Raw genomic sequence first — 22,989 nt, forward strand, 5'->3', positions numbered from 1 at the left:
CAGCTACTATGTCCACGTTCCTGTCTATAAGGCATTCCTGCTTGCGGGCAGTACAGGTTAAGCAAGCGGGAGAGGTCTATTGTGAATGTATGCATCATGACCTCGATAACAACCGCGACCTTTGATTTGCGATTGTCCCAGACAATTACAGAAAATAAGGAGCGGCATGGAATGCCGTATAAAATGCTGAAATTATCGCATCAGAACGCTCCCTAGAGTGATCCATTTGTTGATTTGACCCGTGTCCAGTCTTCTTGCGTACACAAATGGAGGAATAAAGATGCGTATCATGGTACAGAAATTCGGAGGCACGTCTCTCTCCACTGTTCAGGCGAGAGAGCATGTGCTCCGTCATGTTAAACGTGAACTTGAAGCAGGATTGAGTCTGGTCATCGTTGTGTCTGCGATGGGGCGCCGCGGCGAGCCATATGCGACCGATACGTTGCTGGACTGGGCTGCACAGAACGGAAACGCACTATCCGCACGCGAAAAGGATTTACTGCTGTGCTGTGGTGAAATCATATCGGCGACAACGTTGAGCAGTTTACTCGAACATGAAGGCATTCCAACTACAGTGCTGACCGGTGCACAAGCAGGTTTTGTGACGGACGACAATTTCGGGAATGCCCGGATATTGGATGTCCGTCCTGTTCGTGTGTTGGAGCAGCTTCAGCTTGGCCGTGTCGTTGTTGTAACCGGATTCCAGGGGCAGACAGAGAACGGAGACTTCACGACATTGGGTCGTGGGGGAAGCGATACGTCTGCTACAGCTCTCGGTGCAGCATTACGTGCTGAAATGGTGGATATCTACACAGATGTGAACGGGATACTCACCGCTGATCCGCGAATTGTTGAGGATGCACGTCCACTGACTGTTGTGAGTTATGCAGAGATCTGTAACATGGCCCACCACGGGGCCAAGGTAATCCATCCACGTGCGGTTGAGATTGCGATGCAATCCCAGATTCCAGTGCGGGTAAGATCTACTTTTGCAGACACGGAAGGAACGCTGGTTACGCATCCGGAAGGATTCCAGGATGTGCAGACAGGCATTGTTGACCGTTATGTAACAGGCATCGCCTACGTGAGCAATGTAACGCAAATTACGGTGGATGTGCCTGGTGGTGGTGCAGATCGATTGCAACTCAAAGTGTTTAAAACCATGGCTGAGAATTCAATCAGCGTTGATTTTATTAATGTTACCCCCTCGGGAGTTGTCTATACGGTTTTTGACAGTGATTCCGAGAAAGCCATACAGGTATTGCAGGAGATAGGTCTCAAGCCACAAAGCCTGTCCGGTTGTGCCAAAGTGTCCGTCATTGGCGGAGGCATTAATGGTGTACCTGGAATCATGGCTCGAATCGTGGAGTCCTTGACACTGGCAGACATTCAGATCCTGCAATCGGCAGATTCGAATACAACGATCTGGGTACTCGTAAAAAAAGAAGATATGGTTCAGGCCCTGAGGGCACTTCACGCCTCATTCGAACTTCATTTGTAAATAACTGAAGTTAGAGGAGCCAAACCTGTTTTGAAGGAGGAATCGAATTGGACTTTGGAAGATTGATTACAGCAATGGTCACTCCGTTCAATGAACAAGGAGAGATTCATTGGGAGGAAACGGCACGTCTAATCGACTATCTGATTGTAGATCAAAAGTCGGAGACGCTTGTGGTTTCTGGAACAACAGGGGAGTCTCCAACACTTAGTGATACTGAGAAAGTTCAATTATTCGAATTTGCAGTGAAACATGCGGCCGGTCGGTGCAAAATTATAGCCGGAACGGGAAGCAATAACACGGCACATTCCATCCATTTGACACAGGAAGCTGAACGTGCCGGAGTGGATGGCATTTTGTTGGTTGTTCCGTATTACAACAAACCTAGCCAAGAAGGTTTGTTTAAACATTTTGAAGCGATTGCAGGCTCCACCAAGCTGCCAATTATGCTCTACAACGTGCCTGGACGTACAGTAACCAGCCTGTCAGCAGAGACAACGCTTCGTCTTGCACAGATTCCTAACATCGTCGCTACGAAGGAATGTGCGTCTATGGAGCAGGTTACGCTGATTGCAGCAAGTGCTCCAGAAAATTTTAGAGTTTATTCCGGTGATGATGCTTCAGGCTTACCAGCGATTGCGGTTGGAGCACATGGAATTGTCAGCGTGGCCAGTCATGTCGTAGGGGCAGAAATGAAGAAAATGATTGACGCCTTCTATGGCGGAGCACCTCTTCAGGCTGCTCAGATTCATCAGCAGTTGTTCCCGGTATTCAAAGGCCTGTTTGAGTGTCCACAGCCTCTACCAAACCCCGTAGCGGTGAAATATGCGCTGACATTGCGTGGTCTAGACGTTGGTTCCGTACGGTTGCCCCTTATTCCGCCAACGGAAGAGGAGCAGGTTTATATCAAAGGTTTGCTTAATTTGTAATCATTTTGGTTGTATATGGACTATTTTATTAATCATGGAATATCCTTCAGATCAGCAAAAGAACCGCTCCTCTTCGTAGAGGCTGCGGTTCTTTTTTTTACGAGTAATGTGAGGTTTCTTTTCCACTGCTAAGGGGAAACCTACAGGTTAACGAGAGAGTGACTTGTTTTTTTTGTTTTTAATCATGTATAATGATGTCAAGTGACTGGGTGCGGTATTTTTTTGAAATTGAAAGCGACATCGTTTGGTGGTGTAGCTTTGCGGTGAAAAAGGAAGGAACGGCTAAGAGGGAATTTCAACTCCAACTTGTTGGTTAAAGGGAATAACTTCGAAGAACTTCTTCCAAATATCGTGAATAAAGGTGTTCTTTTGCATTCATCCCGATAGGTGGGTATGTGATGTATGGACTACTTTTCTTAACTTACAATAAATAATAAGGTACGACGTCCAACTACCATAGGAGGTTTAGATTCATTTGTCTAAGAAAAATAATAACGATAAACTGATGATTTTTGCTTTGGGCGGCGTAGGCGAGATTGGTAAAAACATGTACGTCATCCAATACGCCAACGACATTGTAGTCGTAGATGCTGGTCTTAAATTCCCGGAAGAAGATATGCTTGGTATTGATATTGTCATCCCTGACATTTCTTACCTGACTGAGAACCGTGACAAAGTAAGAGGAATCATTCTTACTCACGGACATGAGGATCACATTGGTGGTCTGCCATATGTTCTCAAACATCTGAATGTTCCTGTATACGGAACAAGGCTTACGCTTGGACTTGTAGAAAACAAGTTGAAAGAAGCGAATTTGCTGGGTGATACAAAACGTATTCTGATTGATGCTGATTCCGAGATCCAACTTGGATCTGTTCTGAAAGCATCGTTCTTCGCTACTAACCATAGTATTCCGGATTCTGTTGGTGTATGTGTCGAAACACCGGAAGGTGCAGTTGTTCACACAGGTGACTTCAAATTCGACCATACTCCAGTCAATGGTCAATATGCAGATCTTCAGCGTATGGCACAGATCGGAACAAATGGCGTGTTAGCGCTGTTGTCCGACAGTACGAACGCTGAGAAACCTGGATTCACACCATCGGAGAAAAATGTGGGTATTGTTCTGGAAGATATCTTCCGTAAAGCAAGTCAACGTGTTGTTGTAGCGACATTTGCTTCCAACGTACACCGTATCCAACAGGTGATCAATGCAGCAGAAGTGACTGGACGTAAAGTTGCAGTTATCGGACGCAGCATGGTGAACGTGGTTGGTATTGCTTCAGAACTGGGTTATCTTGAGATTCCGGATGGCATGATCATTGAGCCTGAAGAAGTAGGCAAGATGGCAGCTGATCGTGTCGTGATTCTCTGCACAGGAAGTCAAGGAGAGCCAATGTCAGCACTGACACGTATGGCTCGTTCCACACACCGTAAAGTGGACATCCTGCCAGGTGACACTGTCATTATCGCAGCAACTCCGGTTCCAGGTAATGAGAAATATGTAGGCCGTACTATTGATGAACTGTTCCGTCTGGGTGCTAACGTGCATTACAGCGGTGCTAACAGTGGCGTCCACGTATCTGGTCACGGTAGCCAGGAAGAGCTGAAACTGATGCTCAACCTGATGAAACCGAAATTCTTCTTGCCGATTCACGGTGAATTCCGTATGCAGCGTCGCCACGCGGTTCTTGCTGAATCTGTAGGGGTAGAACCTGAGAACATTTTCATCACGGATATCGGTGAAGTGATTGAAATTCAAGGTGGAGCAGCACGTAGAGCAGGTAAAGTTACTGCAGGTAATGTGTTGATCGACGGCTTGGGTGTAGGCGATGTGGGTAACATTGTACTTCGTGACCGCAAATTGTTGTCACAAGATGGTATCCTTGTTGTTGTGGTAACACTGAGCAAACAGGATGGAAAAATTGTTTCCGGTCCTGACATCATCTCTCGCGGATTTGTGTATGTACGTGAATCGGAAGGACTACTGGATGAGGCCAACCGGATCGTTAGCAGCACATTGCAGAAGTTGATGAGTGAGAACGTTAACGAGTGGGCTTCACTCAAAACAAATGTTAAAGATGCACTGGGACGCTTCCTGTATGAGCAAACTCGTCGTAGACCGATGATTTTGCCAATCATTATGGAAGTTTAAAATAGGCTAAACAAAAACATATATTCAGGCACACAGTCGCCCCTTCTCTACGAGTAATATTGGACGGTTCCTCGTAGAGAAGGGGCTTTTTTTGCGTTTTCAGGAAGATCTGCGATAAGTCAATATGTGAAGCAATTTGATGCAGCGGGTATAAGGCGGTTGGAAAAATCCCCATACTAAGGAAATACATTAAATGTTTCTGGAGAAGGGGATTATTGAAATGAATGAACGTATGAATGACAAGCAGGCGTCAAGATCCAATCAACCGGAAGTTGAAGCGCCGGAAATTCCGATTCAGGAGGAAAAGGCCATCTCTCCCGTGACAGAGACTATTCAGCAATTTGGGCAGACACAGTCGCCTGCAGGTGAGTCGAATATTTTCTGTATGACCATTATTGGACAGGTCGAAGGGCATTTGATTTTGCCGCCACAAAATAAAACAACAAAGTATGAGCATATCATTCCACAGCTGGTGGCCGCAGAACAAAATCAGCGTATTGAAGGTATTCTTATCATTTTGAACACGGTAGGTGGAGATGTAGAGGCGGGTCTAGCCATTGCAGAGATGATTGCTTCTCTAAGCAAACCTACGGTTACTGTGGTCATTGGAGGTGGGCATAGCATTGGAGTACCGATTGCTGTAGCTTCAACATATTCCCTGATTGCCGGAAGTGCAACGATGACGATCCATCCGATTCGGATGAACGGCCTTGTCATTGGTGTACCTCAAACGTTTGAGTATATGGAGAAAATGCAGGAAAGGGTTGTTCGGTTCGTGACTTCTCATTCGAATATCTCTGAAGAGATGTTCAAAGAACTGATGTTTAAGACTGGTGAGTTGAATCGGGATATTGGTACAGCTGTAGGAAGCGCAGATGCAGTGAAACATGGATTAATGGATGCAGTGGGCGGGATTGGACAGGCTATTGCTCAGTTAAATCAGCTCATAGGAGACAAGAGACAGACTCTGCAAGCGGGAGGTTATACCCAATGACATTATATACAGTGATGCCCCCGGAACAACTCTGGTCGGGAATGTGGAAAGAAGGCGAAGATACAAAGGAGATCAAGATGAATGGTTTATTGATGCAGGTGAGACCTGTTAATGACAATGAAGCCGTTATCGTACGTTTGCTGGATTGTCCACTTGAAGCCTATCTCAATCCTGCTAATATGCCCGGTTCGACCATTCCGCTTTCGGGTAACTTGGGATCAGCATAACGCGACGAATTCAGACAAATTGAGCAGAAAAAGAACATATGTACGGATTATATTTGTATGGTATAATATTCTTCTGGGGGTGACCTGATTTTGGCCAGAAGAAAAAAGAGGAAAAAAAAGGGCGCTGGTTTTAGTGGCGTTTTAAAATATGAAATTTATGGGATTGTGCTTATTACCCTTGCTGTCATAGCATTATCGGGTGAAGCCACCGTTGGACGTTCGCTTTCCAAGATGTTCGGACTGATGCTTGGTAAGTTTTATTTTGCGATTCCACTTGTTGGTATTTATTATGGTCTCATGGTGATGATTCACCGGAAATGGCCGAGTGGTTGGACCACACGCAAGACAGGACTTGTTTTGCTGGTCTTTGCCTTAACCTTGATGAGTACTGTCTCTGCAATGCACCAGAAGCTCATTCCGGTTGGTGCGCTTGAGCCTGGTGCTGTGATTACGCAGGTACATAATGATATGCAAACCGAGTTGCTAACCCCTGCTGCGCCAGGTGAGAGGGACTCCATGCTTAACAAGGACATCAGCGGTGGTTATCTCGGAGCTGGGCAATTTGCTCTTTTCCTGTGGCTGTTCGGCAGCCTTGGGGCGAGACTCATCATGATTGTCATGTTTATCATCAGTTTTATGCTGATTACGAGTCTATCTTATGTGGATTTGATACGAATATTCCGAACAAAGATTTGGGATGCCGGGAGTTCGATGTACAAGAAGCTGGAGTCGAGGCCCTCTGCACGTTCTGCTTCAGCATCTGATGGAAGGAAGAAAGGTAACGCTCGTAAAGTGGTGCCTGTTCCTGTTGAAGATGACGAAGACGAGTATGAGGATGAATTAGAGGAACAGCATCTGCCAAAACGAAACTCGCCCATATTCTTCCAACTTTTCGGAAAATGGGGAGCTAAACGGGAACAGGCGACATCAGGACGTGAAATGGATGAGGTCGATTCGGCAGAAACAGAACAGATTGTGTACCGCGCCGAACAAGATCACAATCTAGAGGCGTGGCTGGATGCAACCGAAGACGTAACTAACAAATCAGCTTCATCACGTGTTCCTGTTCAGGCTAAACCTAATTCAGCGCCGATCATTCGAGACTTTTTCGAGCACGTCAGAACAGAAGAGGCAAGCATTGAAGATGATCTGGACGATGCTTATCCTTTCCCGGATAATCTGGCCGATCCAAACGTAGTACAACAGGGCGAGCATGCCATTAAAATAACGGATGAACTGGTAGAGACGGAGTGGTCCGCATCCGATGCGGGTACAAACGGGATGAATGCTGTGGATGAGATTCAGAGTGGAGAAGAAGTACCTAATGATGCAATGCAGGGAACAGATACTCCAACTCCTGAAGGGCAGGACACACCACCGGTGAAACCACCACCGCCACCTCCTAAGCCGTACAAGCTGCCATCATTCCGTCTACTTGCCAAGCCAAACAATGGGGGCAAGGCGGGTGACCAGAAGGATTATATGCAAACAGCACGTAAGTTGGAAGCCACACTGGAAAGCTTCGGTGTTCGTGCCAAAGTACTTGAAGTGGTTCGGGGTCCTGCCGTTACAAGATATGAAATTCAACCTGACATTGGCGTCAAGGTCAGCAGAATTGTCAGCCTAACTGATGATATCGCGTTGGCTCTGGCGGCAAAAGATATTCGGATGGAAGCGCCGATTCCCGGAAAGTCTGCTATTGGTATCGAAGTACCTAATGGTGAAGTATCGGTTGTAACGATGCGTGAAGTAATGGAGACAGCAACGTTCCAGGATGCAGAATCCAAAGTGACCATTGCATTTGGCCGAGATATCTCGGGACAGACGATTATTGGTAACTTGGCTCGTATGCCCCATTTGTTGGTTGCGGGTGCTACAGGTTCCGGTAAGTCGGTGTGTATTAACGGAATTATTACCAGCATATTGTACAAAGCCAAGCCGGATGAAGTGAAGTTCCTGATGGTCGATCCCAAGATGGTTGAGTTGAACGTATATAATGGGATTCCCCATTTGCTGGCACCGGTAGTAACTGATCCTAAGAGAGCGTCACTTGCTCTCAAAAAGATTGTGGTTGAGATGGAGAAACGATATGAACTGTTCTCCAAATCAGGCACTCGTAACGTTGAAGGTTACAATAATCTGATGAAAGATAATCCTGCGGCTGTTCTGCCTTATATTGTTGTCATTGTGGATGAGCTTGCAGATCTCATGATGGTTGCAGCCGGAGATGTTGAAGATGCGATTGCGCGGCTTGCCCAGATGGCTCGTGCAGCCGGTATCCATCTGATTATTGCTACACAGCGGCCTTCTGTGGATGTTATTACTGGCGTAATCAAAGCCAACATACCTTCTCGTATCGCCTTCGGTGTATCCTCACAGGTGGATTCTCGAACGATTCTGGATATGGGTGGGGCCGAGAAACTGTTGGGTCGCGGAGACATGTTATTCATGCCAATGGGCGCATCGAAACCGGTTCGTGTACAAGGTGCTTTTATGAGTGATGAAGAAGTGGAAAATATTGTTAATTATGTACGTGGTCAAGGTGAAGCACAGTATGATGAGTCCCTTGTACCTGAGGTGGACGACTCTATCCAGGCTGAAGATGAAGTACAGGACGAGTTATACGAAAAGGCAGTACAGATTATTCTGGAGGCCAAGCAAGCGTCTGTTTCTCTGCTACAACGTCGAATGCGAGTAGGATACACCCGTGCCGCACGTTTGATTGACTCCATGGAAACCCGGGGTGTAATCGGTCCTTACGAGGGCAGCAAACCAAGGGAAGTACTGGTTTCACTTGAACAGTATCAGCAGAATAAAATAAGTTCGTAGTTTAACATGTAAAATGGTTACAACGAATCGTTTAAGCCCTCAACCGTATTGGTTGAGGGCTTTTTGCTTGCTCAGCAGACTGAAGTTTTGCCATCTACTCCAAAGATCGGATGTTTTGGTGCATAGGAAACAAGCAGGCTTGTCATAATAACCTTAGCGATTCTGTTAATCCCACAAGAGAAAGGTAGAGCACAGTCGATGCGAAAAATGAACCTATGGCTTTTCACTGCTATTTTGCTGATATCCGCATTGGGAATTCGTTATTTGCTTCCTGGGAATACAGCAACTGAAAGTTCAGCCGAGCGTACACCGCAGGTAGAAGAAAAGGCCTTGCCTACGTTTAGCAGCAATACAGTGAAATATGGAAGTTACGGTCAGGATGTATATGAGCTTCAGGGGCGTCTGAAGTACCTGGGATTTTACAATGGTAAAATCGACAGTAATTTTGGCAGCAGCACACTGAAATCCGTCAAATGGTTTCAATCCGAGTTTGGCATGAAGGCAGATGGTGTGGTTGGAGCTGAGACCAAGCTCAAGCTGTACAATGCGTCAACCAAATGGTCGCCAACAGAGCCGCCGCTACACAAGGAATCCTCAGGTGGGGGTGGAGGCAGCAACAATACGGCAGATAAAGAGCAAGACAATATGGGATCTGCCAATGCCCTTGGTCTCTCAGAGAATGAACTCAAGATTATGGCTAACGCTGTATATGGTGAAGCCCGGGGTGAACCGTTTGAAGGTCAAGTCGCAGTAGCAGCAGTAATTCTGAATCGCGTAAATTCACCAAGCTTTCCAAGTACACCTTCTGGTGTAATTTTTCAACCAGGTGCATTTACGGCTGTAGCGGACGGACAGATCTATCTGGAACCAAACGCACAAGCCAAAAAGGCAGTTGAGCAGGCCTTGAATGGATGGGATCCGTCCGGTGGATGTCTCTATTATTTTAACCCGAAGACAGCAACATCCAAATGGATCTGGACCCGCCCACAAGTGAAAACAATCGGACAGCATATCTTTTGTATGTGATGATGTTGGAAGCAACCAGAAGGCGTGACTTCGGTTGCTTCTTGCCTTTTGAATGGGTTAAAATGGTTGTTACGTTTAAGCTTAATATGATTGCATGATAAATGACGCCGTAAAGGGGTTTTAACATTTGAATACATCAGGATTCGAACGAGGTAGTAAGAGAGAGTTTCGTATACATGTGCTTCCGACTAAACGTTTTAAAACGTTTGCTATATCGTTATATGCAGGAGTTCCCTTACGGGAAGATACAGTAACCAAAGTAGCGCTGACACCTTTTGTTCTGCGACGCGGCACGGAGTCCTATCCGGAAACAACGCAATTTCGTGAACAACTGGAGCATCTGTATGGAGCAGGTTTTGGTTTTGACGTTTATAAACGCGGGGATTACCAGATTGTACAGTTCCGAATGGATACCATTAATGATTCCTTTGTTGGAGGGGATGAACAGCTACTGGATCGTTCATTTGCCTTCTTAGGAGAGGTTCTTACCCGACCTGCACAGGAGAATGGACATTTCAGGACGTCTTATGTACAAGCAGAGCGAGAGACTGTTCGTAAAAAGCTGGAGTCTATCGTGAATGATAAAATGCGCTATGCCGCTGAACGCAGTATTGAGGAAATGTGCAAGAATGAGCCGTACCGTCTTCATCCATTGGGTGAGCGAAAGGATCTGTCTGGGATTGAGCCCGACACACTGACTGCGTCTTATCAGGAGTGGCTGCAGCAGGCGAGTATGGATCTGTACGTGGTAGGGGATACGACACTGGAGGAGGTCGAGAACCTTGTTCAGCGTCATTTCAATGTAGATCGAACGTCCTCCTCTGATTACAAGACACAGGCAGCGGTTCGAGGAGATAAGGAAGTGGAGACCGTTGTTGAGCGACTGAATGTGAGTCAGGGAAAACTCAATATGGGACTCCGTACATCTATCACTTATGGAGATCCTCAGTATGCCGCAGCACTAATGTACAACGGGATTCTCGGTGGTTATCCTCATTCCAAACTGTTTGTCAATGTTCGTGAAAAAGAAAGCCTGGCGTATTACGCTTCTTCAAGATATGACGGACATAAAGGCATTGCAACGATTCAATCCGGGATTGAAATCCCTAATTATGAGAAGGCTGTCACCATCATCAAGCAGCAGTTGGAAGAAATGAAAAGCGGTACAATCAGTGATCTGGAAATGTCTCAGACCAAAGCAATGATCCGCAACCTGCTTAAGGAAATGCAGGATTCTGCTTTTGAGATGATCGCTTATGACTTCAATCGACAGTTGTCTGGCAAAGAAAGAACGGCTGAAGAACTGTTGGCTCAGGTAGAACATATTAGCAAGGAAGATGTACGTGAGGCGGCAGAACAATTCCGTCTGGATACGATTTATTTCTTGCGGGATGAGAAGGAGGAATAATTCGGTGGAGAGCATTCGGTATGAGCATTTGCAGGAGACACTATATTACGAAGTAATGGATAACGGAATGCATGTCTATATTTTGCCTAAACCGGGATTCCAGAAAACGTATGCTACGTTTGCAACCAAGTATGGATCGGTGGATAATCATTTTCAGGTTGAAAGACAGGAAGAAGTAAAGGTTCCGGATGGGATTGCTCATTTCCTGGAGCATAAAATGTTTGAAGAACCAACAGGCGATATTTTTGCAACATTTGCGTCTCACGGTGCCTCAGCTAATGCATTTACGAGCTTTGATCAGACGGTTTATTTGTTTTCAGCGACCGAATATGTGAATGAAAATATACAAACATTAGTCAACTTTGTGCAAAATCCTTACTTCACGGATCAAAATGTGGAAAAGGAAAAAGGCATTATCGGACAGGAAATTGACATGTATGCTGATAATCCGGATTGGCGTGTTTATTTTGGGCTTATCGAAGCCATGTATCAGAAACATCCGGTGCATATCGATATTGCAGGAACCGTGGAATCCATCCGTACGATTACCAAAGAGATGTTGTATGAGTGTTATAACACCTTCTATCACCCGAGTAATATGCTCTTGTTTGTGGTGGGTGGTGTAGATCCACAGGAAGTCATTGATATGGTTCGATCGAACCAGGAGCAAAAGGATTATAAGCCACAGGGGAGCATTCAACGTTTCTTCGAACCGGAGCCTGAGCAGGTAGGAGAAGCCAGACGGGAAGCGAAACTGGCTGTTTCACTGCCCAAATGTCTGTTTGGATTCAAGGAGACGGACGTTGGACTTACTGGGGAACAATTGTTACGGCGAGATATGACAACGCAGCTGATGATGGACCTTTTGTTTGGCTCAAGCACACGATTATTTCAGAAGCTCTATGATGAAGATCTGATCTCGGACAGCTTTGGACATGAGTATAACAGTTCGCCGCAATATGCGTTTTCAGCCATTGGTGGTGATACAAAAGACCCGGATCAACTGCTTGCGCGTATACGTGAAGAAGTGGATGCCATTGTAGAAAAAGGGTTCGAATCCACGGATTTTGAACGTGCACGCAAAAAGAAAATAGGCGGATATTTGCGTATGCTCAATTCTCCGGAGAACATTGCGCATGAATTTACACGTCAGCAATTCCGTGGCGGTGATTTTTTCAATATGCTCCCGCTCTATGAATCGATTACACTGGAAGATGTAAATCTCAGACTGAGAGAGCATATTCGCTGGGATCAACTGGCTGTATCGCTAGTCGTGAGTCCTTGATATGGAGAGGGGAACAGGACAATTGAAGGCAATCGGGGAAATGACTGTACTGGTAACTGGCGCAAGCGGTGGTATCGGAGCGGCTATCGCAGAACGCTTCGCCAGAGTGGGAATGAATGTTGTTATACACTATATGAAATCGCATGAAGCAGCGAATGAAGCCGCCAGACGGTGCATGGAACAGGGCAGTGGAAAAATCATGACCGTGTCTGCGGATCTTCGCAGCCGGGATCAGATTGAGCGCATGCGTGAGAAGCTCGAGTCGCATAATCTCATGCCTGATATTCTTGTGAACAATGCAGGAATCTCGCACTATGGGATGTTGGCTGATGTTACAGAGGAGATCTGGGATGAAGTGATGGCGATTAACCTTAAAGGCACGTTTATGTGTACACAGGAAATGATGCCTCACATGATCTCCCAAAGGTATGGCCGAATCATTAATGTATCGTCAATCTGGGGACTGTCTGGTGCTTCTTGTGAGGTGCTGTATTCCACAACCAAGGGTGGGGTGAATGCATTCACCAAAGCGCTTGCGAAAGAACTCGCACCTTCCGGAGTAACCGTAAATGCCGTTGCTCCTGGCGCCGTTCAGACATCCATGCTGAACCATCTGGATCAGAGTGAACTGAGGATGCTGGAAGAGGAAATTCCGGCAGGAAGACTTGCTCAACCTGATGAAATCTCATCACTGGTTTATTTTCTGGCCCTCCCTGAATCGGGTTATATCAATGGGCAGATCATCAGTCCAAATGGCGGTTGGTTAACGTAAAAAAGCAAGAAAACTTGTCTGGCTGTGAACGAAACAGGTGAAGGTTGCTTGAGAAGCGACCGTCTTCCGGATTATTTTCAAAATGCTCGTATATAAAATGTCTCGAAAGCACATATTACAACTGTTGATTTTAAATCTCATGCGTCATCTAAGGAGGATTTATCATGTCAACAGAAAAAACAGTGCTCTCCAGTTTTGACACATGGAAGAAGTTCCTGGGTGACCGCGTACTGCAAGCAGAGAAGATGGGGATGAGTGAAGAAACCATCAACAAACTTGCGTATGAAATCGGCGACTTCCTTGATGAGAAAGTCGATCCGGCGAACCATTCCAACCGGGCATTGAAAGAGTTATGGGATGTCGGCGATGCAGATGAGCGTCGTACGATTGCGTGCCTGATGGTCAAATTGGCCAAACAAAACGCATAAGATTACAGATGAAGAGCTCCCGCAAGGGGGCTTTTCTCTAATGATTACAAACGGATTACAGAGCTGTTCTTGTAATTCATTTTCATTTTATATATCATTAACGTGACCCATTTGTAGAAGATGTCTCAGATTGTTGTCCAGTGGACACGTTCTGTTGCTGTCGAATAATGTGGAATAATGCATTACGGGGTGTTGAAATGGAATCTAAACAATGGTATATGGAATATAAAATACATAAGAACAGACCCGGTTTGTTAGGCGATATTGCCTCTATGCTGGGGATGCTTGAAGTGAATATATTGACCATTAACGGTGTTGAAGGCAAAACTCGAGGCATGCTGCTTGAATCGGATGATGATGAAAAAATCCGTTTGCTTGGTGAAATGCTTGGCAAAGTAAACAGCATCACCGTATCGGCTTTGCGGCAACCTAAATTGGTGGATATTCTGGCCGTGCGTCATGGCAGATACATTGACCGTGACTCGGATGATCGCAAGACATTTCGTTTTACACGAGATGAACTTGGGTTACTTGTGGACTTTTTGGGTGAAGTATTTAAGAGGGAAGGCAATCAGGTCATCGGTTTGCGCGGAATGCCTCGTGTCGGCAAAACGGAGTCAATTATTGCGGGCAGCGTATGTGCAATGAAGCGATGGACGTTTGTTTCCTCCACACTTCTTCGTCAGACGATAAGGAGTCAAATGTCCGAAGACGAATTGAACCCGAACAATGTCTTCATCATTGACGGAATTGTAAGCACGATTCGTTCCAGTGAGCGGCATTACAATTTGTTGCAGGATATTATGTCCATGCCTAGCACCAAAGTTATTGAACATCCGGATATTTTTGTGCAGGAATCCGAATATGATTTTAATGATTTTGATATTATTATTGAACTTCGCAACAATCCGAATGAAGAAATTATTTATGATACGTTTACGGCTAGCTACACCGACGAATTGTAAGGAACCGTACGGAATCATGAAATAGATTAGCAACAACTCAAGAGATAAACATAAGGAGGAGATGGCATGTCTGAACTGGGTCAGCAGTTAAGGGAGGCCCGGCTGCAAAAAGGGATGAGTCTTGACGATGTACAGGAAATGACAAAAATTCGCAAGAGGTATCTGGAGGCCATAGAAGCAGGAGACTACAAAGTGCTGCCGGGTAGCTTCTATGTGCGTGCTTTCATCAAAACCTATGCGGAGACCGTGGGACTGAACCCTGATGAGCTGCTGGAGGGACACAAAAAAGACGTACCCGCAGAAGAGACGGAAGCAACGATGGAACCGGTTATTCAGAAGCGTTCCAGCCGTCCGGTTGAGCGTAGTAATCGGTGGATGTCTGTCGCGTTGATGTGGACATTCCCTGTTTTGATCGTAGTACTGTTGTATGTATACGTGGTGTATAACAATGGTGATGAATCAGATAATCCGGGGCTTGATTCAGTCAAAATTACAGACAGTCAACAACAGCCTGAGGATAAACCGGATCCACCTGCCGACAACGGACAGGCATCTAATCCGCCTGCGACAGATTCAGGTACTGACGGGACTGGTGAGGGCGACGCTGGGGGTAATGGTGGCGGTACAGACACTGAAGGACAGACGGACGGTCAAACTGATGGCCAAACGGATGGACAGACGGATGAAACTGAGGAAAAACCAACTGACAATTCACCGTCTAATGTGACTGTGGCAGAAGATGGGAAATCAGGGAATATTACGAACTTTAAAGTTAACGGTAGTGCAGGGCAACCTGTAACGGTTACGATCAAAGCAACAGGTAATAGCTGGCTGGAAGTGTATAAAGGCGAAAACTCCAGTGGAGAGAAGTTGGAGTATGGTAACACAGCCGAAGGTGACAGCTATACCTTTGAGTTGGATAGTGTAGGCATGTATATTAAGTCTGGTTACGCTGCAGCGACCACGATTGAAGTTGGCGGGCAAGTTGTAACGGATGGCAAGGCGACCAATCGGATTCGTTTGAAGCTTGGTGAAGACAGTAGTAGTACTACTTCCACAGGTGTCGAAAATGGATCAACGGACGGTACAGGAGGTACCACGGGTAGCGAATAACCGGGTCAACTGCAGGAGACAATAATCGTGTCTTAACTTGCAGTTAACTTTTGGTGAAGTGAGGTGGATGGCTGTGACAGTCAGCTGGATCGTAACAGGTTTAGGGATCATTGTCAGCCTCCTGGGTTATTACCTGACTCCAAGTGCTTGGGGTTACGGAATATTGGGTTTTGGACTTGCACATGTACTTTTGGGTGTGCTCGATATGTTCAGACAGCCCAACCGCAGCCGCTATTAGGTTGGAAGCTGGAACAGCAAGCATTTTTGGCAACCACTTGAAGTGGAAGCCAAAAATGCTTTTTTCTTTGTGTAAAACAGCTTGAAATTAGACTTTTGCTTAAGGTATCCTCTATAATGTTACAGAACATACGATTAACTGAAAGGGTGACTGGTTTGAGCTCAGAAAATTCATTTGATATCGTGTCCAAAATGGACTTGCAAGAACTGACAAATGCCGTTACACAAACCGAGAAAGAAATTGGCGCTCGTTATGACTTCAAGGGCAGCAAGAGCAGCCTGAAACTGGATAAGGATGCGTTAACGATCGTATCTGATGATGAGACCAAACTCAAGGCTGTCATTGACGTGCTTCAATCCAAAATGGCGAAGCGTGGTCTACCATTGAAAAACATTGATTACGCAAAGGTAGAGCCAGCGTCTTCTGGTACAGTCCGCCAGCGTTTGAATTTTAAACAGGGGATTGATCAGGACATCGCCAAGAAAATCAATATCCTGATTCGGGATTCCAAGATGAAGGTGAAGAGTCAGATTCAGGGAGATCAACTTCGGGTAACTGGTAAGAGTAAAAATGATTTGCAAGCTGTCATGCAGTTGCTAAATGGTGCTAACCTGCCTCTGGATTTGCAATATACAAATTTCAAGTAATAAGGCCTTTTTGTAGCAAAAGTGTTTTTTGACACGGTATTGGGCGTATATTATACTAAGTGTGCATTGCTGGCAGTCAAGCATCAAGTCCAGTCCTCATCGTTTGCTGACTTTGTGAAAAGCAGTACATCTTCTGGAAGTCACCGGAACGTTTAAAGCGTTTTGCTTTTGAGCGGTTGACTTTATTTTTTGCGTTTCTACATAGTGGGATCATGTTAATATGGATTGACATTGAAATTGTACATTTCATGTTCCGGATGATGATAACGGGATTATGATGATTGTTTGGAGTAATGGAGGATATGAGGGAGGGCGTCTTGTGAATTTACCCAACCGGATTACGCTTGCACGAATTTGCTTAATCCCTTTTTTGATGGTGTTCCTGCTCGTGGATTTTCCATTTTATCCAGAGCCGTTGCAGCTTGGAAGCTTGTCGCTTCCGTATAATCAACTGATTGCTGCTGTTATTTTTATCATCGCCGCAAGCACAGATGGAATTGACGGATACCTTGCGCGGAAAAATAACATGGTTACCAATCTGGGGAAACTGCTCGATCCACTCGCAGACAAGCTGCTGGTTACTGCAGTTTTGATCTCGCTTGTGGAGATGGGCAAGCTGGATTCCTGGATTGCAGTTGTGATTATTAGTCGTGAATTTGCAGTTACCGGCTTGCGTCAAATTGCATTGCTGGATGGTTCGGTTGTTGCCGCCAGTGCTTGGGGCAAGCTGAAGACTGTAGTGCAGATTGTGGCGATTGTGCTGTTGCTGTTGAACAATTTCCCGTTTTCATACACGGGTATTCACGTCGATATTATCGCGGTATGGGCAGCAGCGCTTATTACCATCTGGTCGGGTATCGATTACTTTATCAAAAACAAAAACCTGCTTCATTTAACAAAAGCATAATGGTTTGTTCTTAAATGGGTAATCATGAAGGAAGCATTGGGTCAGGGGCAATAGGAAATTATCCTATTGCCCTTTGATCACTCACCACGTGTACAGGAGGATGCTCAATGAAGGCAGAAATCATTGCAGTTGGCACAGAGCTACTGCTTGGACAAATCGTCAATACCAATGCCAGATACCTATCCCGTGAATTGGCTGCGATGGGGATCGATGTATATTTCCAAACGGTGGTTGGGGATAACCTGAACCGACTTAGTGAAGCTATTCGCATTGCGCAGAGCCGTGCAGACGTTATTTTATTTTCCGGTGGCATCGGACCTACCCAAGATGATCTGACCAAGGATGCGCTCGCAGCTGTTCTTAACCGGAAACTGCATACAGATCGAATGGCAATGGACAAAATTGAGAGCTTTTTCAGAGATCGTAATGTGGATATGACAGAGAATAACCGACGTCAGGCGATCGTTATTGATGGCGGAACACCTCTGGCCAATGAAACGGGCCTTGCGGCAGGAAATGCGATTTCTGACAATGACAAATATTATGTTGTGATGCCTGGACCACCTAAAGAGTTGATTCCAATGTTTGAACAGGAAGTCAAACCTTGGCTGTTCCAGCATGTACTCACAGAAGAGATGCCGATCTATTCCCGAATGCTCAAATTCGCAGGTATTGGTGAATCTGCTCTTGAAGATCGACTTCTGGATCTGATTGACGCGCAGACAGACCCTACGATTGCTCCTTACGCGAGCGAAGGCGAAGTTACGGTACGTGTCTCCACAAAGGCTGCGAGTGAGGGAGAGGCGAAGCTGAAGCTGGATGCGATGGAGGTTCAGATTCGGGAGCGTTTGACAGAACATCTCTACGCGAACGAGGATGTGCCTATAGAGTACACGATTGTAACCATGATGTCTGACATGGGGCTGACGCTCAGCGCTGCTGAGAGCTGTACAGGAGGGCTTGTCATGCAAAGTCTGACCTCTGTACCCGGAAGCGCATCAATGCTCAAAGGTGGAATTGTTTGTTACTCCAATGAAATTAAAGAAAAGCTGCTGAATGTGCCTCATGATTATCTGGAAGGTGAAGATGCGCCTGGGGCGGTAAGTCCTGAGGTTGCAAAAGTGCTTGCTGAGCAGGTCCGCATGATTGGTGATGCTGATTTTGGCTTGGCTGTTACCGGTGTAGCTGGACCGGGATATTCGGAACGCAAACCACCGGGACTTGTCTTCATCGCTCTTGCTGAACGTGGAAAAGAGACGGAAATTCATGAGCTGCGTATTAATGGTAATCGCGAGACGGTTCGCATTCGTTCAGCCAAAGCGATTCTCTATCGCTTATGGCAAAAACTTGTGGCGATGGATTGATTAGTTAATAGCTTCGATTGCATTTACAGTTCCAAGCAAGTATAATTAAGGAAGACGGAAGAACCGTAGAATTAGGCTTTACAGCCTTGTTTACGGTTCTTTTTTCTGTTTAATGGAAAGTTTCCTTGAGGAAGAGGCGCCTCGGCCTTTACAAAAAAAACGAATGTATGTTCGAAAAAAAGCTTGGCAAACGTGTTAAAACAAGGTATCATTATCTTATAAACAGTAAAGGGTGTGAGCTTATTGTCAGACCGTCGTGCCGCGCTTGATATGGCGCTCCGTCAAATAGAGAAGCAATTTGGTAAAGGATCCATCATGAAACTGGGTGAGTCCACTCATATGAATGTGGAAATTATTCCCAGTGGTTCCTTGGCTTTGGATATTGCATTAGGAACAGGCGGCTTGCCTAAAGGCCGTATTGTTGAAATATATGGACCTGAATCCTCTGGTAAAACAACCGTAGCATTGCATGCTATCGCTGAAGTACAAAGAGCGGGTGGACAAGCTGCATTTATCGATGCCGAGCATGCTCTTGACCCACAATATGCAAGCAAACTTGGTGTTAATATTGATGAATTGCTTCTGTCTCAGCCAGATACGGGTGAGCAAGGGCTGGAAATTGCAGAAGCTCTTGTACGCAGTGGTGCAGTAGATATCGTCGTTATTGACTCTGTAGCCGCATTGGTTCCAAAAGCAGAGATTGAAGGCGAAATGGGTGATTCACACGTTGGTTTGCAAGCGCGTTTGATGTCTCAGGCGCTGCGTAAACTGTCTGGTGCAATCAGCAAATCCAAAACAATCGCAATCTTCATTAACCAGCTTCGTGAGAAAGTTGGCGTTATGTTTGGTAACCCGGAAACAACACCTGGTGGTCGTGCTCTGAAGTTTTATTCCACAGTACGTCTGGATGTGCGTCGTATTGAGAGTATCAAATCAGGCAATGACATGATTGGTAACCGTACTCGTATTAAAGTTGTTAAAAACAAAGTGGCACCTCCGTTTAAACAAGCGGAAGTGGATATCATGTATGGCGAGGGTATCTCGAGAGAAGGCAGTATCATTGACATTGGTACAGAGCTGGACATCGTTAATAAAAGTGGTGCTTGGTACTCCTACGAAGGCGAGCGTTTAGGACAAGGCCGTGAGAACGCAAAGCAGTTCATGAAAGAGCATAAAGATATTGCTGACATCATTGAACAAAAAATTCGTGTAGCCAGTAACTTGGTTACTGCAGTTCCTGCGCCAACTAGTGAAGAGCAACAAAAAGAAGCAGCAGAAGAACAAGAATTGTTTGAAATCAACGAGTAATCTCTCAAAACCTCTCTTGTAGGGAGGACCCTGAGGGTGTTCCCCACTGGACTCCGTAAACTTATCTGATTGAGCTTGGATCAATCTGGATAATGGATTGTAGTGGGAGTACTCGTGCTGTCTAACAGCCCCTGTCCCAATGGACAGGGGCTGTTAGCACGCTAACTGTGGAGTAAAGGCCGGGCAGAGTTCCCGGTCTTTTGTGTTATTGGTGTTCTTTGTCTTATGTGAAGATGTGCTTGGCGTAGTCAGAATGAAAATGTTATGAAAGGGGAGACCAGAATGGATCAACATGACGAGGATTTATATGAAGAAGCAGAACAGGATGGCCTATCCCAATTTCCGGACAACGAAGAACTTATTATTACACGTGTAGAACGAACGAAGAGCAGGCAAGCTCGTTATCGAATCACTTTTGGCATCCACTCCATTACGGTTCTTGAAGATGTGATGATTAAATACAGGATGACTCAAGGTAATACGTTTATGAAGAAGGATCTGGAGGAAATCATTGTAGCTGATGAGCGACAGCGGACGTATGCACAGTCTCTGCGTTTTTTGGAGCATAAGCCACGTACGCGCCATGAATTAAGTCAGAAACTTCGTCAGAAGGAGTTTGCTGCACCTTTGATTGAAGAGGCGCTGGATCGGCTTGAGCGGGAGAACCTGGTGGATGACGATCTATTTGCGAAGGAATGGACAAGACAGCGTATGGAGGGCAAGCGGAAGGGAAAACTGTGGATAAGGCAAGAGCTGCGTCAAAAGGGCATTGCCAATGATCTCATTGTTGAGGCACTAGAAGGGATCAGTACAGATGCGGAATTTGAGACTGCCTTGAGTGCCGGACGCAAAAAATGGAATCAGGTCAAAGGGGACGTCAAAGAGAAAAAAAATAAAACGCTTCCCTTCCTAATGAGACGTGGTTTTTCAATGGATATGGTGCGCAAGGTCGTGAATTGTTTAATTGAAGAAGATGAGGCTGGGGACCCTGAAGATGACGAAGCGTTGTTATGGGATTAGCAGACTAGAGTCTCTATACTGCATTCTCTTGACAATTTCTTTCGTCAAATACTAAAATGGACATGAGTCTGTAAGAAATGGACAACCCTTTTTCCTTCCAAAAAAGCGGTTTCGGTTTCTTAAGATTTATACCATTCTTAATTATGGGTTCGCTGGAAACAGTGAATAGTACGTGGAAACATGTACATGTGAAATGAAAATCGGCGGGGGATCGCCGTGAGTATTCGTTATTCCCAAACATATGTAAGGTTTGAAAACTGCAAATTGACCCAAGGAATGCCTTGGAGGAACCAACGAGGAGGTGAACAGTATGGAAATTGCAATCACGATCGCTCTCGTTGCAGCCGCGCTATTCATTGGGTTCGGAGTAGGATATTTTATTCGCAAATCTCTTGCAGAGGCTAAAATCTCTAGTGCGGAACAAGCTGCCGTACAAATCGTGGAGAACGCGAAGAAAGAGGCAGAAGCACTGAAGAAAGAAACGGTGCTGGAAGCGAAGGATGAAATCCATCGCATTCGCGCTGAAGCTGAAAAAGACACTCGTGAACGTCGGAATGAAATTCAACGACAAGAAAGACGATTGTTGCAAAAAGAAGAGTCGCTGGATAAAAAATTGGAATCACTCGAACGTAAAGAAGAGCAAGTGGCTAACAAAGAGAAACGAATTGATGAGACTCAGCAACAGATCGAAATGATTTACAAAAACCAGGTGACAGAGTTGGAACGTATATCCAACCTCACCATGGAAGACGCACGCAGTATCATACTGTCCAACGTAGAACAGGAAGTTCGTCATGAGACGGCTCAAATGATCAAGGACATTGAACAACAAGCGAAGGAAGAAGCGGACAAAAAGTCCCGCGAGATTATTACACTCGCCATCCAACGTTGTGCGGCTGACCACGTAGCGGAAACAACGGTATCTGTTGTTACCCTGCCAAATGAAGAAATGAAAGGCCGGATTATCGGTCGTGAAGGACGTAACATCCGTGCGCTTGAAACCCTTACAGGGATTGACCTCATTATCGATGATACGCCAGAAGCTGTTATTCTGTCGGGCTTTGACCCGATTCGCCGTGAAATCGCCCGTACTGCGCTGGAGAAACTGGTGGCTGATGGACGTATTCACCCGGCACGGATTGAAGAGATGGTTGAGAAATCCCGCAAAGAAGTGGATGAGCGCATCCGTGAATACGGTGAGCAAGCTACCTTTGAAGTGGGCGTGCATGGTCTGCATCCGGATCTGATCAAAATTTTGGGCCGGTTGAAGTTCCGTACAAGTTACGGTCAGAACGTCTTGAAACATTCCATGGAAGTCGCTTATCTGGCTGGACTGATGGCTGGCGAACTGGGAGAAGACGTAACTCTGGCAAGACGTGCAGGTCTATTGCATGACATCGGTAAAGCGCTGGATCACGAAGTGGAAGGATCACACGTCGAAATTGGCGTGGAACTGGCGAAGAAATACAAAGAACATCCGGTTGTAATCAACAGTATCGCGTCCCATCACGGAGATTGCGAAGCGACTTCGGTCATTGCCATGTTGGTTGGCGCAGCAGATGCGCTCTCCGCAGCAAGACCAGGCGCACGCCGCGAAACGCTGGAAACGTATATCAAACGACTGGAGAAGCTGGAAGAAATCTCAGAATCCTTCGAAGGTGTCGAGAAATCGTACGCCATTCAGGCCGGACGCGAAGTTCGCGTTATGGTACAGCCTGAGAAGATCGATGATGCTGAAGCTTTCCGCTTAGCCCGTGACATCACGAAGATGATTGAGAATGAACTCGACTATCCGGGTCACATCAAAGTCACCGTCATCCGGGAAACCCGTGCGGTTGAATACGCAAAATAGAGCATTACGGAAAAGTGGCCGCAG

At 45.9% G+C, this 22,989-nt stretch carries 20 protein-coding genes; all 20 read left to right on the forward strand.

What is annotated here, in order from left to right:
* Window positions 1-280: 280 nt before the first annotated feature.
* The 20 genes from dapG to rny all read left to right on the forward strand — a co-directional run bounded on the left by dapG (window position 281) and on the right by rny (window position 22,965).
* Window positions 281-1,501: an aspartate kinase gene (gene dapG / locus EL84_RS17635; RefSeq protein ID WP_036670402.1), complete on the forward strand. Its 1,221-nt coding sequence runs from the start codon at window positions 281-283 to the stop codon at window positions 1,499-1,501.
* Window positions 1,502-1,548: 47 nt separating this feature from the next.
* Window positions 1,549-2,427: a 4-hydroxy-tetrahydrodipicolinate synthase gene (gene dapA, locus EL84_RS17640; protein ID WP_036670403.1), complete on the forward strand. Its 879-nt coding sequence runs from the start codon at window positions 1,549-1,551 to the stop codon at window positions 2,425-2,427.
* Window positions 2,428-2,902: 475 nt separating this feature from the next.
* Window positions 2,903-4,582 (forward strand): ribonuclease J, encoded by a 1,680-nt coding sequence (locus EL84_RS17645; protein WP_036609284.1) that lies wholly within the window; start codon window positions 2,903-2,905, stop codon window positions 4,580-4,582.
* Window positions 4,583-4,814: 232 nt separating this feature from the next.
* On the forward strand, window positions 4,815-5,576 hold the full coding sequence (locus EL84_RS17650; RefSeq protein WP_036609439.1) for a ClpP family protease: 762 nt from the start codon (window positions 4,815-4,817) through the stop codon (window positions 5,574-5,576).
* A complete protein-coding gene (locus EL84_RS17655) occupies window positions 5,573-5,803 on the forward strand; it encodes a YlzJ-like family protein (RefSeq protein ID WP_036670404.1) in 231 nt (76 codons plus the stop codon). Before EL84_RS17650 ends, EL84_RS17655 begins: the two co-directional genes overlap by 4 nt.
* A gap of 90 nt (window positions 5,804-5,893) precedes the next feature.
* A complete protein-coding gene (locus tag EL84_RS17660) occupies window positions 5,894-8,632 on the forward strand; it encodes an FtsK/SpoIIIE family DNA translocase (protein WP_047842505.1) in 2,739 nt (912 codons plus the stop codon).
* A 198-nt stretch (window positions 8,633-8,830) separates the two neighbouring features.
* A complete protein-coding gene (sleB, locus tag EL84_RS17665; RefSeq protein WP_047842506.1) occupies window positions 8,831-9,658 on the forward strand; it encodes a spore cortex-lytic enzyme in 828 nt (275 codons plus the stop codon).
* Window positions 9,659-9,785: 127 nt separating this feature from the next.
* Window positions 9,786-11,066, forward strand: coding sequence for an EF-P 5-aminopentanol modification-associated protein YfmF (gene yfmF, locus EL84_RS17670; protein WP_047842507.1), 1,281 nt, complete (start codon window positions 9,786-9,788; stop codon window positions 11,064-11,066).
* A gap of 4 nt (window positions 11,067-11,070) precedes the next feature.
* The gene (gene yfmH / locus EL84_RS17675; RefSeq protein WP_047842508.1) at window positions 11,071-12,351 is read left to right on the forward strand and encodes an EF-P 5-aminopentanol modification-associated protein YfmH; all 1,281 of its coding nucleotides are present in this window, start codon (window positions 11,071-11,073) and stop codon (window positions 12,349-12,351) included.
* 1 nt (window position 12,352) lies between these two features.
* Window positions 12,353-13,123 carry an elongation factor P 5-aminopentanone reductase gene (gene ymfI / locus EL84_RS17680; RefSeq protein WP_047842509.1) on the forward strand — a complete coding sequence of 257 codons (771 nt, stop codon included), beginning with the start codon at window positions 12,353-12,355 and terminating at the stop codon, window positions 13,121-13,123.
* Window positions 13,124-13,287: 164 nt separating this feature from the next.
* Window positions 13,288-13,551, forward strand: a complete 264-nt coding sequence (locus tag EL84_RS17685; RefSeq protein WP_017689119.1) for a DUF3243 domain-containing protein — start codon at window positions 13,288-13,290, stop codon at window positions 13,549-13,551.
* A gap of 197 nt (window positions 13,552-13,748) precedes the next feature.
* Window positions 13,749-14,516, forward strand: coding sequence for a DUF3388 domain-containing protein (locus tag EL84_RS17690; protein WP_047842510.1), 768 nt, complete (start codon window positions 13,749-13,751; stop codon window positions 14,514-14,516).
* 66 nt (window positions 14,517-14,582) lie between these two features.
* Window positions 14,583-15,629 carry a helix-turn-helix domain-containing protein gene (locus tag EL84_RS17695; RefSeq protein WP_047842511.1) on the forward strand — a complete coding sequence of 349 codons (1,047 nt, stop codon included), beginning with the start codon at window positions 14,583-14,585 and terminating at the stop codon, window positions 15,627-15,629.
* Window positions 15,630-15,702: 73 nt separating this feature from the next.
* Window positions 15,703-15,867, forward strand: a complete 165-nt coding sequence (locus EL84_RS32295) for a hypothetical protein (RefSeq protein ID WP_167350848.1) — start codon at window positions 15,703-15,705, stop codon at window positions 15,865-15,867.
* A gap of 155 nt (window positions 15,868-16,022) precedes the next feature.
* Complete coding sequence (locus EL84_RS17700; RefSeq protein ID WP_047842512.1) at window positions 16,023-16,514, forward strand: YajQ family cyclic di-GMP-binding protein; 492 nt, start codon at window positions 16,023-16,025, stop codon at window positions 16,512-16,514.
* Window positions 16,515-16,833: 319 nt separating this feature from the next.
* On the forward strand, window positions 16,834-17,421 hold the full coding sequence (gene pgsA, locus EL84_RS17705; RefSeq protein ID WP_017689114.1) for a CDP-diacylglycerol--glycerol-3-phosphate 3-phosphatidyltransferase: 588 nt from the start codon (window positions 16,834-16,836) through the stop codon (window positions 17,419-17,421).
* 107 nt (window positions 17,422-17,528) lie between these two features.
* Complete coding sequence (locus EL84_RS17710) at window positions 17,529-18,785, forward strand: competence/damage-inducible protein A (RefSeq protein WP_047842513.1); 1,257 nt, start codon at window positions 17,529-17,531, stop codon at window positions 18,783-18,785.
* A gap of 243 nt (window positions 18,786-19,028) precedes the next feature.
* Window positions 19,029-20,093: a recombinase RecA gene (gene recA / locus EL84_RS17715; RefSeq protein ID WP_036609261.1), complete on the forward strand. Its 1,065-nt coding sequence runs from the start codon at window positions 19,029-19,031 to the stop codon at window positions 20,091-20,093.
* Between the two features lie 282 nt (window positions 20,094-20,375).
* Window positions 20,376-21,113, forward strand: a complete 738-nt coding sequence (locus EL84_RS17720) for a regulatory protein RecX (RefSeq protein ID WP_047842514.1) — start codon at window positions 20,376-20,378, stop codon at window positions 21,111-21,113.
* A gap of 310 nt (window positions 21,114-21,423) precedes the next feature.
* Window positions 21,424-22,965, forward strand: a complete 1,542-nt coding sequence (gene rny / locus EL84_RS17725) for a ribonuclease Y (RefSeq protein ID WP_036670418.1) — start codon at window positions 21,424-21,426, stop codon at window positions 22,963-22,965.
* Window positions 22,966-22,989 lie beyond the last annotated feature (24 nt).

Origin of the sequence: Paenibacillus sp. VT-400, from assembly GCF_001029205.1 — a bacterium.
GTDB lineage: Bacteria > Bacillota > Bacilli > Paenibacillales > Paenibacillaceae > Paenibacillus > Paenibacillus amylolyticus.